Source organism: Paraburkholderia sp. GAS82, from assembly GCF_050436285.1.
Classification (GTDB): Bacteria; Pseudomonadota; Gammaproteobacteria; order Burkholderiales; family Burkholderiaceae; genus Paraburkholderia; species Paraburkholderia phenazinium_B.
On the sequence record NZ_JBNDLX010000002.1, the window covers coordinates 247,520 to 259,902 of the forward strand.

Consider the following 12,383-nt stretch of genomic DNA (forward strand, 5'->3'; position numbering starts at 1 on the left):
CCACCAGAGTAAAGACCGGCGGCTGCGACACTGGGCGCGCCGCCGGTGGAATCGAAACAGAATCGCAGCGGCTTAGCCGAGCTTGCGAATATCGACGAAGTGACCTTCGATGGCAGCAGCAGCAGCCATCGCCGGACTCACGAGGTGGGTACGTCCACCCGCGCCCTGACGGCCTTCGAAGTTGCGGTTAGACGTGGACGCGCAACGCTCGCCCGGATCCAGCCGGTCCGCGTTCATCGCAAGGCACATCGAGCAGCCTGGCTCGCGCCATTCGAAACCGGCATTGGTAAAGACCTTATCCAGCCCTTCACGCTCGGCCTGCGCCTTCACCAGACCCGAGCCCGGTACGACCATCGCGAGACGGATGTTCGGCGCGACGCGGCGGCCCAGCTTGCGCACGACATACGCTGCGGCGCGCAAGTCTTCGATACGCGCGTTGGTGCACGAGCCGATAAAAATCTTGTCCGGCTTGATGGATTCGATCGGCAGATTCGGTTCGAGCGCCATGTACTTCAGCGCACGTTCCATCGCGTCGCGCTTGACCGGATCTTTCTCGCGTTCCGGATCCGGCACGCGACCGTCGATTGCGGTCACCATCTCCGGCGACGTGCCCCATGTAACCTGCGGCACGATTTCCGCAGCATTCAGTTCGACGACGCGGTCGAACTTCGCACCGTCATCCGATTTGAACTGCTTCCAGTATTCGACTGCGTGATCCCACTCGACGCCTTCCGGCGAGAACGGACGACCCTTCAAATATTCGATTGTCGTGTCGTCAACGGCGACCATGCCAGCCCGCGCGCCGCCTTCGATCGCCATGTTGCAGACGGTCATGCGGCCTTCCATGCTGAGCGCGCGGATTGTCGAACCGCCGAACTCGATGGCATAGCCCGTACCGCCTGCCGTACCGATCTTGCCGATGATGGCGAGCACGATGTCCTTCGCGGTACAACCGCGCGGCAATTGCCCTTCGACCTTCACCAGCATGTTCTTGCTCTTCTTCTGCAAGAGCGTTTGCGTAGCCAGCACGTGCTCGACTTCCGACGTGCCGATACCGTGCGCGAGCGCGCCGAACGCGCCGTGCGTGGACGTATGCGAGTCCCCGCAGACGATCGTCATGCCCGGCAGCGTAGCGCCCTGCTCCGGCCCGATGATGTGCACGATGCCCTGACGCAGGTCGTTCATCTTGAACTGCGTGATGCCGTAGGAATCGCAATTCGTATCGAGCGTGTCGACTTGCAGCTTCGACACCGGATCGGCGATGCCATGACTGCGGTCCGTAGTGGGCACGTTGTGGTCGGACACGGCCAGATTCGCGCTGATCCGCCACACGGGACGCTCAGCCAGCTTCAGGCCTTCAAACGCCTGCGGGCTGGTGACTTCGTGCAGCAGGTGACGGTCGATGTAAAGAATCGTCGTACCGTCTTCTTCCGTGTGGATCACATGTGTGTTCCACAATTTGTCGTAGAGAGTCTGTGCCATGGTATGCGGGGTAGTGATGACTGCGGGCAAGCTGTGTGTGCGATTGATTATGCCACGCTGATCTGCGATTTTGCGCACCGTATAACGGAAAAACCCAGAAAAAACAGGGAGTTGGGTGGTAGTGGCGATACCTGTATCGATGGCACCCGGCAAGGTGCGGCGCACAAAGTCACGCCTGATCTGACCCGCCATCAACCCCAAAAGCAAAACGCCCCAACGTTTAACCCGTTGGGGCGTTTCCTTAACCGCAGCGCAGCATCACGCGTAGTACACAGCAGTCTGAATCGCTTAACCGCTAACTACACTACGCGACAATCTGCACCTGCTTACCGGTCCGAAATAGCCTTCGCTTCACGCGGCGTATCGCCAACGAACAGCTGACGCGGACGGCCGATCTTCTGTTCCGGATCCGCAATCATTTCGTTCCACTGCGCAATCCAGCCCACCGTACGTGCCATCGCGAAGATACACGTGAACATCGACGTCGGGATGCCCAGCGCGCGTTGCACGATGCCCGAGTAGAAGTCAACGTTCGGGTACAGCTTGCGCGACACGAAGTACTCGTCTTCCAGTGCGATCTTTTCCAGCGCCATGGCCAGCTTGAACAGCGGATCGTCGTGCAGGCCCAGTTCTTCCAGCACTTCGTGGCAGGTTTCGCGCATCAGCTTGGCACGCGGATCGTAGTTCTTGTACACGCGGTGACCGAAGCCCATCAGCTTCACGCCCGAGTTCTTGTCCTTCACCTGCTTGATGAACTCAGGAATGTTGTCGACCGAGCCGATCTCTTCCAGCATGTTCAGCGCGGCTTCGTTCGCGCCACCGTGTGCCGGGCCCCACAGGCAGGCGATACCGGCTGCGATACACGCAAACGGATTCGCACCCGACGAGCCGGCCAGACGCACCGTCGACGTGGACGCATTCTGTTCGTGATCCGCATGCAGGATCAGGATACGGTCCAGCGCGCGCACCAGCACGTCGTTGACCTTGTACTCTTCGCACGGGTTCGAGAACATCATGTGCATGAAGTTCGCGCTGTACGACAGTTCGTTCTTCGGGTACGCAAACGGCTGGCCGATGCTGTACTTGTACGCCATCGCCACCAGCGTCGGCAGCTTCGCGATCATGCGAATCGCCGACACGTCACGGTGACGCGGGTTATTGATGTCCAGCGAGTCGTGATAGAACGCCGACAGCGCGCCGACTGCGGCCACCAGAATCGCCATCGGATGCGCGTCGCGACGGAAGCCACGGAAGAAGAAGTGCATCTGCTCGTGCACCATCGTGTGCTTCGTGACGGTCTCAACGAACTCTTCTTTCTCAGCTGCGTTCGGCAGTTCGCCCTTCAGCAGCAGAAAGCACGTTTCGAGGAAGTCGGCATTCTGTGCGAGGTTGTCGATCGGGTAGCCGCGGTATAGCAGCTCACCCTTGTCGCCGTCGATGTAGGTGATGGCCGAGTTACACGCCGCCGTCGACATAAAGCCCGGGTCGTACGTGAACTTGCCGGTCTGGCCGTACAGTTTGCGGATGTCGATCACGTCCGGGCCCATCGTGCCCTTGTAGATCGGCATTTCAACGCTCGGCGAGTTGTCGCTGAACGATAGCGTGGCTTTAACATCTGACGGGGTCATGGCACATCCTCAATCGAAGTATGGAAACAGGGTTTCGATAATTGCACGCGTGGAACAACGGACTGGCTTTACTCAAGCAGTGCGCAGCAGCTCCAGCAACCGGATCACATCCGGCTCTGCAAGGTCGCCTTCTGGTTCCTTGCGCGCGAGGAGCAAGTCCATCAGGTCGTTATCGCTCAGCTCTAGCAGGCGCGTAAGTGCGCCTACGTCGGCGTCGCTGAGGTCATGCTCGTATTTGCTGAAAAAACGCTCGAAAATCAGATCGTTTTCCAGCAGGCCGCGGCGGGCGCGCCAGCGAAGGCGCGCCCGCCGAAGCGGGTCAGCTTGATGCGAATCTTGCATGTCAGTACGCGCCGGGCCGCCCCAAGCGTACTGACCGCCCCCTTGGGGGGCAGCGAACGAAAGGGAGCGTGGGGGTTGTTTCATTAGACTGCACGGCGAACCATCAATTCCTTGATCTTGCCAATCGCCTTCGTCGGGTTCAGTCCCTTCGGACACACATCGACGCAATTCATGATCGTATGGCAACGGAACAGACGGTACGGGTCTTCCAGATTGTCGAGACGCTCGCCGGTCGCCTGGTCGCGGCTATCCGCGATGAAACGATAAGCTTGCAGCAGACCAGCCGGACCGACGAACTTGTCCGGGTTCCACCAGAAGCTCGGGCACGACGTGGAGCAGCTTGCGCACAGAATGCACTCGTACAGGCCGTCCAGCTCCTCGCGCTCTTCCGGCGACTGCAGGCGTTCCTTTTCCGGCGGCGGCGTATCGTTGATCAGGTACGGCTTGATCGAGTGATACTGGTTGAAGAACTGCGTGAAGTCGCAGATCAGGTCACGCACGACGGGCAGACCCGGCAGCGGACGCAGCACGATCTTCTGCGGCAGATCGTTCATGTTGGTCAGGCACGCCAGACCGTTCTTGCCGTTGATGTTCATTGCGTCCGAGCCGCACACGCCTTCGCGGCACGAACGACGGAACGACAGCGTTTCATCCACTGCTTTCAGCTTGAGCAGCGCGTCGAGCAGCATGCGTTCGTGCGAGTCGATTTCAATCTCATACGATTGCATGCGCGGAGCTGCGTCCTTGTCCGGATCGTAGCGGTAGATTTCAAATGTACGCTTGGCCATTTCTGAATTCCTTTGACTTGTGCCTTAGAAGGTACGCGCTTTCGGCGGCACCGATTCGACGGTCAGCGGTTGCATGTGAACCGGCTTGTAGTCGAGGCGATCGCCTTCGCTGAACCATAGCGTATGGCGCAGCCAGTTTTCGTCGTCGCGATGTTCGAAGTCGTCCTGTGCGTGCGCACCACGGCTTTCCTTGCGCGCTTCTGCCGACACCATCGTGGCGCGTGCCACTTCGATCAGGTTCGCCAGTTCCAGCGCTTCAACGCGGGCCGTGTTGAACACCTTCGACTTGTCCTTCAGATGCACGTTATCGACGCGCTCGGCCACTTCGCGGATACGCTCCACGCCTTCGGAAAGCAGCTTCGAGGTACGGAACACGCCGGCGTGTGCCTGCATCGTGGCGCGGATGTCGTTGGCCACGTTCTGCGTGTATTCGCCCGACGAGGACTTGTCGAGCTTGTCGAGACGCGAGAGCGCGAAATCAGCGGCGTCAGCCGGCAACGGCTTGTGTTCCTTGATTTCCCGCACGTGCTTGACGATATGGTTGCCGGCCGCGCGGCCGAACACCACCAGGTCGAGCAGCGAGTTCGTGCCCAGGCGGTTCGCGCCGTGGACCGACACGCACGAGCATTCGCCCACTGCGTAGAAGCCGTTGACCGGCTCTTCATGACCCTTCGACGTACCCACGACCTGGCCGTGAATATTCGTAGGAATGCCACCCATCTGATAGTGGATGGTCGGCACAACCGGGATCGGCTCTTTAATGCAATCGACGTTCGCGAACTTCAGCGCGATTTCGCGGATCGACGGCAGACGCTTCAGGATCGTCTCAGCGCCGATGTGCGACAGGTCGAGCAGCACGTGATCCTTGTTCGGACCTACGCCGCGACCTTCCTTGATTTCCTGGTCCATCGAACGCGAAACGAAGTCACGCGGCGCCAGATCCTTCAGCGTCGGCGCGTAGCGTTCCATGAAACGCTCGCCGTTCGAGTTGCGCAGAATGCCGCCTTCGCCACGCACGCCTTCGGTAATCAGCACGCCCGCGCCCGCCACGCCGGTGGGGTGGAATTGCCAGAATTCCATGTCTTGCAGTGCGATGCCCGAACGTGCAGCCATACCCAGGCCGTCACCGGTGTTGATGAACGCGTTCGTGGATGCCGCGAAGATCCGCCCTGCGCCACCCGTAGCGAACAGCGTGGTCTTGCCTTCGAGGATGTAGACGTCGCCCGTTTCCATTTCCAGCGCCGTCACGCCGAGCACGTCGCCTTCGGCGTCGCGGATCAGGTCCAGCGCCATCCATTCGACGAAGAATTGCGTCTTCGCTGCCACGTTCTGCTGATAAAGCGTGTGCAGCAGCGCGTGACCCGTACGGTCAGCAGCCGCGCATGCGCGTTGCACCGGCTTTTCGCCGTAGTTGGCCGTGTGGCCGCCGAACGGACGCTGATAGATCGTGCCGTCCGCATTGCGGTCAAACGGCATGCCCATGTGTTCCAGTTCGTAGACTGCGTTCGGTGCTTCGCGGCACATGAACTCGATCGCGTCCTGGTCGCCGAGCCAGTCGGAACCCTTGATCGTGTCGTAGAAGTGGTAATGCCAGTTGTCTTCGCTCATGTTGCCGAGCGATGCGCCGATGCCGCCTTGAGCAGCCACGGTGTGCGAACGCGTCGGGAACACCTTGGACAGCACGCAGACCGACAGGCCGGCGCGAGCGAGTTGCAGCGAAGCGCGCATCCCCGAGCCGCCTGCGCCGACGATAACCACGTCAAACTTGCGACGCGGCAGAGAATTCTTGATTGCAGCCATTCTTTTATACTCTCCAGAGAATCTGCGCAGCGTAGCCGGCACACGCCAGCAGCCAGACGATCGTCAGGGCCTGAAGGAGGAGACGCACACCGACGGGCTTGATGTAGTCCATCCAGATGTCGCGAATACCTACCCACGCGTGGTAGAACAGGGACAGCAGCGTCACGAAGGTGGCGAGCTTCATCCATTGCGTCGCGAAGATCGACGCCCAGCCGTCATACGAAAAGTCTTGTGCGCCGAAGAACCACGCGAGCAGGATGATCGTGTAGACCGCCATGATCGTCGCGGTAATGCGCTGTGCGAGCCAGTCGCGCAGACCGTAGTGCGCGCCGACGACGAGACGCTTCGGACCGATTCGGTTATTAGCTGACATTTTTTTAGAATGCTCCGAAGAGTTTGAGCGCGAATGCAATTGTCAGAAGCGACGAAACGACCAGCACGATGATGGAGGTTTGCTTGCCCTTCTCTTTCGTCGTGAGGCTGTGGCTCGTGTCCATGAACAGGTGGCGCACGCCAGCGCAGAAGTGGAACAGGAAGGCCCACGCGAGAACCAGCGTGATGAGCTTGACGATGATGTTGGAGAGGAAGCCCTTGAAGACGTCAAAGCTGAGCTCTGAAGTAAGGCTTTGATCGAAGAGGTAAAGCAGGAACGGAAGAAAAACAAACAGCAGCCCACCGCTGACGCGATGGAGAATCGACACACGCCCCGCTAGTGGGAGGCGATACGCCGTCAATATCTGCCCGATACCGATGTTCCGGAACTCCGGCCTCGGTTTTTTTACGGCTTCAGCCATGCTAGACCCCTACTATGTAGTAACACTAATCCTGAATTTTAGCGCCTTTTCATATCGCGCTGCAGCGAAAAACCCCAACGGTCCTTTCCTGCGCACGCGAGAATGGCGTTCTCAAACGGGTTCCGCGCGTTATGCCCATCACCCTTAAACACATCGATCCAGCTCGAACTTCCGGGTCTCCGACAGCCCGGTTTTAGCTGAGATCGTTCTGATAGTAGTACCCAGTTGTGACATACCATCCGCGCCGCACTTCGACAGGGCGGTCCCCATAGGTATAGGACACGCGATCCACCGACAGCAACGGAAATCCGGGCGGCACCTTCAGCAGGTCGGCGACCGTGGGGTCGGCCGCCACCGCCCGAATCTTCTCGGACGCCCGGATCATACGGGTTCCGAACTCCGTCTCAAACATCGCGTAGAGCGGACCCTTGTACTCGGAGAGCCGCTCGAGGGTGAGGCCGCGGAACACGACACCGGGCAACCAGATTTCGTCGAGAACCGTAATTTCACCATCAAACTGCAAAAGGCGCTTTATAAGCACCACTGGGTCGGCTGGTTTGAGATCGAGCTGGCGAGCGATATCGGCCGACGCGCGCAGGCGGCGGCATTCGAGCAGGCGGCTAACATGAGGGTGTTCGGCGCCGTCATCGGCCAGTAACCTGAGGAAGCGAAACTGGGCGCGATCCTCATTGTGCGTTGCAACAAAAGTGCCCTTGCCCTGACGGCGCACCAGCAGGTTATCCGCCGCCAGTTCGTCGATCGCCTTGCGCACCGTCCCCTGACTCACCTTAAAGCGGGCAGCCAGTTCAACTTCACTGGGAATGATCTCACCCGGCTTCCACTCACCCGACTCGAGGCTGTGTGTAATCAACGCCTTGATCTGCTGATACAAGGGGCTGAAAGTGGGCGATGTAGCGGGCGCAGCAGCAGCGGACGCACCCTCGCCCGGCCCCCCAGGGCCGTTAGGATTCGGAGTGCTCGCCGGGTTCGAATTCATGCGCGCATTTCATCATAAAGGCCCGTCTGCCGTCTATTACTTTCCCGGCAACAGATATGTCTTATATAAGACATAAGATACTGTTGACTTTGCGTGTGCCGACTCCTACACTCCTTGGCGAGCAAGGGTTCGAGGGTTGTTCAACGGCTTTTTCCTGGGTATCCACAGGTACTCCTGGCAGGCAGCCCAGCACCTAAAGCCGCTCTGCATCACGCTGTTGTCCCTCGCGGTCCCGCTTTCGATTCGCCGGTCTTTGTCCCGTCAGACGCTTCGGAAACACACCCTTGCAGGAGCCCGGCACCATGCAGCGGCCACCGGTGTCCCAAGCACCCGCTCCGCTGTACAGGTTTCCGGCATGGCGGTCTTGCCGCAACGCGCTTCCAGCCTCGGCTTTCGGCCTGAGGCGCCCCGCGTAACAGTGAATTCCGCCCTGTTTCACAACGCTTCGCCTAACGCGCATATAGAATGGCGTTTTCCCTAGCGTCTAACGCATCGTCCTGGAGAATTCTCAATGGCTAAGCCCGCAAAGCGCGTTGCCGTCACCGGCGCCGCAGGTCAAATCGCTTACTCCCTGCTATTTCGCATCGCCAACGGCGACCTGCTCGGCAAGGATCAACCGGTGGTCCTGCAACTGCTCGATCTGCCGCAAGCGCAAGGCGCCGTCAAAGGCGTCGTGATGGAACTGGATGATTGCGCATTCCCGCTGCTGCAGGGCGTCGTGATCACCGACGATCCCAAGGTTGCCTTCAAGGACGCTGACGTTGCCCTGCTGGTCGGCGCGCGTCCGCGTTCGAAAGGCATGGAACGTAAGGATCTGCTGTCGGCGAATGCTGAGATCTTCACGGTGCAAGGCAAGGCGCTCAACGAAGTCGCCAGCCGCGACGTGAAGGTGCTGGTGGTCGGCAACCCGGCCAACACCAATGCTTACATCGCGATGAAGTCGGCACCGGATCTGCCGAAGAAGAACTTCACCGCCATGCTGCGCCTGGACCACAACCGCGCTCTGTCGCAACTGGCTGCCAAGTCGGGCAAGCCGGTCGCTTCGATCGAGAAACTGGCTGTGTGGGGCAACCACTCGCCGACGATGTACCCGGATTTCCGCGTTGCAACGGCAGAAGGCCAGGACCTGACCAAGCTGATCAACGACGACGAATGGAACCGCAACACGTTCATCCCGACGGTCGGCAAGCGCGGCGCAGCGATCATCGAAGCGCGCGGCCTGTCGTCGGCAGCGTCGGCAGCTAACGCCGCCATCGACCACGTGCGTGACTGGGTGCTCGGCACGAACGGCAAGTGGGTCACCATGGGTATCCCGTCGGACGGCTCGTACGGCATTCCGGAAGACATCATTTACGGTGTGCCGGTAACATGCGAAAACGGCGAGTACAAGCGCGTTGAAGGCTTGGCAATCGACACGTTCTCGCGCGAAAAGATGGACGCTACGCTGAACGAGTTGCTTGAAGAGCGCGAAGGCGTTCAACACCTGCTCGGCTAAGCGCCTGATGTAGACCAGCCGGGACTCTGTTGCTTGCCGACGGGTTCCGGTTTTTTACGTCCGTATTTGATCCGAACGCGTTTTGCGCCGCTTGATGCGCTGTTTCAGCCCGTCAGGCAACACGAGGCAGAACGCGGTCGAATCCGATTCTCAACGAGCCAATACGCCCCTGACGCCGAAGATGCGCGCCCTCACACCCGCCGAAGTGCTGTTTGACGGCGAAGCGCCGCCCACAGTCCTGCCTGCCTGCGATCACTACGCCGGCAGTGAAAAGCTGATGCTGAAATCGCTCGCTTTGCAGCAGGAGTTGGGGCCGGTGTTCGACATCACGCTCGATTGCGAAGACGGCGCCCAGGTGGGCCGCGAATCCGAGCATGCGGAGCTGGTGGCGTCGCTGCTGGGCAGCGAGCACGACCGCTTCGGCCGCGTAGGCGTACGGATCCACGATTTCAACCATGCGCATTGGCGCGACGACGTGCGCCTGATCCTGCGCGCCGCCAAACGCGCCCCTGCGTATATCACCCTACCGAAGGTCCGCAGCGTCCCCGATGCCGCCGAAATGTGCGCGTACATCGAAGCGACGCGGCGTGAGCTCGGCATCGCTCAAGCCGTGCCGGTGCAGTTGCTGGTCGAAACCCATGGCGCACTGGCGCGAGCGTTCGATCTGGCCGCCCTGCCGGGAGTCGAAGCGCTCAGCTTCGGCCTGATGGACTTCGTCTCCGCGCATGACGGCGCGATCCCCGATACGGCGATGCGCTCGCCCGGCCAGTTCGATCACCCGCTGGTGCGGCGCGCCAAGCTCGAGATCGCCGCGGCCTGTCACGCGCACGGGAAGGTACCGTCGCACAACGTCAGCACCGAAGTGCGCGACATGAGCGTGGTAGCCAATGACGCCACCCGCGCCCGCAACGAGTTCGGCTATACGCGGATGTGGAGCATCCATCCGTCGCAGGTGCCGGTTATCGTTGCCGCCTTTGCGCCGCGCGACGAAGAGATCGCCACGGCCGCCGAAATCCTGCTGGCGGCGCAGGCCGCCCAGTGGGGCCCGACGCGCCATCACGACACCTTGCACGACCGCGCGAGCTATCGCTACTACTGGTCGGTGCTGCGCCGCGCGCGCTCGACGGGACGCACGGTGCCGGCCGAAGCCGCGCCGCTCTTTGCTACAACCGGTTCCACCAAAGAGTCCGCATCATGAGCGGACATACAGGAGACTGCTGGAGATGAGCGAAAAGACGCAAGCCGCAGCGATACCAGGCGAGAGCGGAGCCCCGAGCGGCTTCAAACCGAAGAAATCCGTTGCGCTGTCTGGCGTGACGGCGGGTAACACTGCCCTGTGTACGGTCGGCAAGACCGGCAATGACCTGCATTACCGCGGCTATGACATTCTCGACATCGCCAGCACCTGCGAATTCGAGGAAATCGCCTACCTGCTGGTGCATGAAAAGCTGCCCACGCAGGCTGAACTGACGGCCTACAAGGCCAAGCTGAAGGCGCTGCGCGGCCTGCCCGCCAACGTTAAGGCCGCGCTGGAATGGATCCCGGCCGCAGCCCATCCGATGGACGTGATGCGCACCGGCGTCTCGGTGCTCGGCACCGTGCTGCCCGAGAAGGACGACCACAATCTCCCCGGCGCACGCGATATCGCTGACAAGCTGATGGCCTCGCTCGGCTCGATGCTGCTCTACTGGTACCACTACTCGCATAACGGCAAGCGCATCGAGGTGGAGACGGACGACGATTCGATCGGCGGCCACTTCCTGCATCTGCTGCACGGCGTCGAGCCGTCGAAGTCGTGGGTCGAGGCGATGCACATCTCGCTGAACCTGTACGCGGAGCATGAATTCAATGCATCGACCTTCACCGGCCGCGTGATCGCCGGCACGGGCTCGGACATGTACTCGGCGCTGACCGGCGCGATTGGTGCGCTGCGCGGCCCGAAGCACGGTGGCGCCAACGAAGTCGCGTTTGAAATCCAGTCGCGCTACCAGAGTCCCGACGAAGCTGAAGCGGATATCCGCCGCCGCGTCGACGCCAAGGAAGTCGTGATCGGCTTCGGCCACCCGGTCTACACGATCTCCGATCCGCGCAACAAGGTCATCAAGGAAGTCGCAAAGAAGCTCTCGAAGGAAGCCGGCAGCACGAAGCTGTTCGACATCGCTGAGCGGCTCGAAACCGTGATGTGGGACGCCAAGAAGATGTTCCCGAACCTGGACTGGTTCAGCGCGGTGTCTTACCACATGATGGGTGTGCCGACAGCGATGTTTACACCGGTGTTCGTGATCGCCCGCACGGCGGGTTGGAGCGCGCACATCATCGAGCAACGCATCGACAACAAGATCATCCGGCCGAGCGCGAACTACACCGGCCCAGAGAATTTGAAGTTCGTGACGCTAAATAGGAGAAAATAGCGTCCGCTGTGCGCTTTCAGGGCGCGTGCAGTTCCACCCTGGCGGCTGCTCCCACCGGTAGCCGCGCACTGTTCAACCGATATTAGATAGAAAAGGCTAACTCCATGAAAAAGCTGCTGATCGCCGCCGTTGTCGGCGCCTTGTCCACGACGATGCTGATCGCCACGACGGACGCTTCCGCACAAACGGCGTCGGGCACCGCCGCGACTACCGCCAAGAAGGCCACGCCGAAAAGGCCGGCTCCGAAACGCCTGATCAAGCGTAAGCCGAACCCGAAGAAAGAAGCGCAGGTCGATCCGGTGCCGGACGGTGCAATCAAGTGGTCGTGTAACGAAGGTCTGTCGTTCGACATGAAGGGTGACATGAAGCGCGATCAGATCGTCACTGTTCACTGGGCGAACAAGAACTACAACCTGCCGCGCGAAACCACCACGACGGGCGCTGACCGCTTCCACGACGCCGCTTCGGGTCTGGACCTGGTCGTGATCCCGACCAAGGCGATGCTGTTCTCGGACAACGACGGTTCGCGTCTCGCGGACGAGTGCAAGACAGCTGAAATGTCGCAAGGCGCGCCGGCTCCGACGCAATCGAACGAGCTGATCAAGAACCCGCAGAACTAAGTTTCCCTTAGTTTCGATTCAGGAAG

12 protein-coding genes are annotated in these 12,383 nt (G+C 60.5%); 4 read left to right on the plus strand and 8 right to left on the minus strand.

Going from position 1 to position 12,383, the window contains the following annotated elements; translation table 11 throughout:
- Window positions 1–72: 72 nt before the first annotated feature.
- From leuC to P3T17_RS07485, 8 genes are all read right to left on the minus strand, one after another.
- Window positions 73–1,482 (minus strand): 3-isopropylmalate dehydratase large subunit, encoded by a 1,410-nt coding sequence (gene leuC, locus P3T17_RS07450; protein ID WP_074266611.1) that lies wholly within the window; start codon window positions 1,480–1,482, stop codon window positions 73–75.
- Between the two features lie 326 nt (window positions 1,483–1,808).
- On the minus strand, window positions 1,809–3,110 hold the full coding sequence (gene gltA / locus P3T17_RS07455) for a citrate synthase (protein WP_074266612.1): 1,302 nt from the start codon (window positions 3,108–3,110) through the stop codon (window positions 1,809–1,811).
- Window positions 3,111–3,182: 72 nt separating this feature from the next.
- Window positions 3,183–3,452 carry a succinate dehydrogenase assembly factor 2 gene (locus P3T17_RS07460; protein ID WP_429406452.1) on the minus strand — a complete coding sequence of 90 codons (270 nt, stop codon included), beginning with the start codon at window positions 3,450–3,452 and terminating at the stop codon, window positions 3,183–3,185.
- A gap of 83 nt (window positions 3,453–3,535) precedes the next feature.
- Window positions 3,536–4,240 (minus strand): succinate dehydrogenase iron-sulfur subunit, encoded by a 705-nt coding sequence (locus P3T17_RS07465; protein WP_074266614.1) that lies wholly within the window; start codon window positions 4,238–4,240, stop codon window positions 3,536–3,538.
- A gap of 24 nt (window positions 4,241–4,264) precedes the next feature.
- Window positions 4,265–6,040, minus strand: a complete 1,776-nt coding sequence (sdhA, locus tag P3T17_RS07470; protein ID WP_074266615.1) for a succinate dehydrogenase flavoprotein subunit — start codon at window positions 6,038–6,040, stop codon at window positions 4,265–4,267.
- Window positions 6,041–6,044: 4 nt separating this feature from the next.
- Complete coding sequence (gene sdhD / locus P3T17_RS07475) at window positions 6,045–6,413, minus strand: succinate dehydrogenase, hydrophobic membrane anchor protein (RefSeq protein WP_074266616.1); 369 nt, start codon at window positions 6,411–6,413, stop codon at window positions 6,045–6,047.
- Window positions 6,414–6,417: 4 nt separating this feature from the next.
- Entirely contained in the window at window positions 6,418–6,834 is a 417-nt protein-coding gene (sdhC, locus tag P3T17_RS07480; RefSeq protein WP_074266617.1) for a succinate dehydrogenase, cytochrome b556 subunit, read from the minus strand.
- A 193-nt stretch (window positions 6,835–7,027) separates the two neighbouring features.
- The gene (locus tag P3T17_RS07485; RefSeq protein ID WP_074266618.1) at window positions 7,028–7,831 is read right to left on the minus strand and encodes a GntR family transcriptional regulator; all 804 of its coding nucleotides are present in this window, start codon (window positions 7,829–7,831) and stop codon (window positions 7,028–7,030) included.
- A 511-nt stretch (window positions 7,832–8,342) separates the two neighbouring features.
- Here P3T17_RS07485 and P3T17_RS07490 point away from each other — a divergent pair.
- The 4 genes from P3T17_RS07490 (at window position 8,343) to P3T17_RS07505 (ending at window position 12,357) form a co-directional block, all read left to right on the plus strand.
- Window positions 8,343–9,326, plus strand: coding sequence for a malate dehydrogenase (locus P3T17_RS07490; RefSeq protein ID WP_074266619.1), 984 nt, complete (start codon window positions 8,343–8,345; stop codon window positions 9,324–9,326).
- Window positions 9,327–9,507: 181 nt separating this feature from the next.
- Window positions 9,508–10,524 (plus strand): HpcH/HpaI aldolase/citrate lyase family protein, encoded by a 1,017-nt coding sequence (locus tag P3T17_RS07495; RefSeq protein WP_429405784.1) that lies wholly within the window; start codon window positions 9,508–9,510, stop codon window positions 10,522–10,524.
- Between the two features lie 25 nt (window positions 10,525–10,549).
- On the plus strand, window positions 10,550–11,737 hold the full coding sequence (gene prpC / locus P3T17_RS07500; protein WP_429405786.1) for a bifunctional 2-methylcitrate synthase/citrate synthase: 1,188 nt from the start codon (window positions 10,550–10,552) through the stop codon (window positions 11,735–11,737).
- 104 nt (window positions 11,738–11,841) lie between these two features.
- Window positions 11,842–12,357 carry a hypothetical protein gene (locus P3T17_RS07505; RefSeq protein WP_074266622.1) on the plus strand — a complete coding sequence of 172 codons (516 nt, stop codon included), beginning with the start codon at window positions 11,842–11,844 and terminating at the stop codon, window positions 12,355–12,357.
- Window positions 12,358–12,383: the final 26 nt, after the last annotated feature.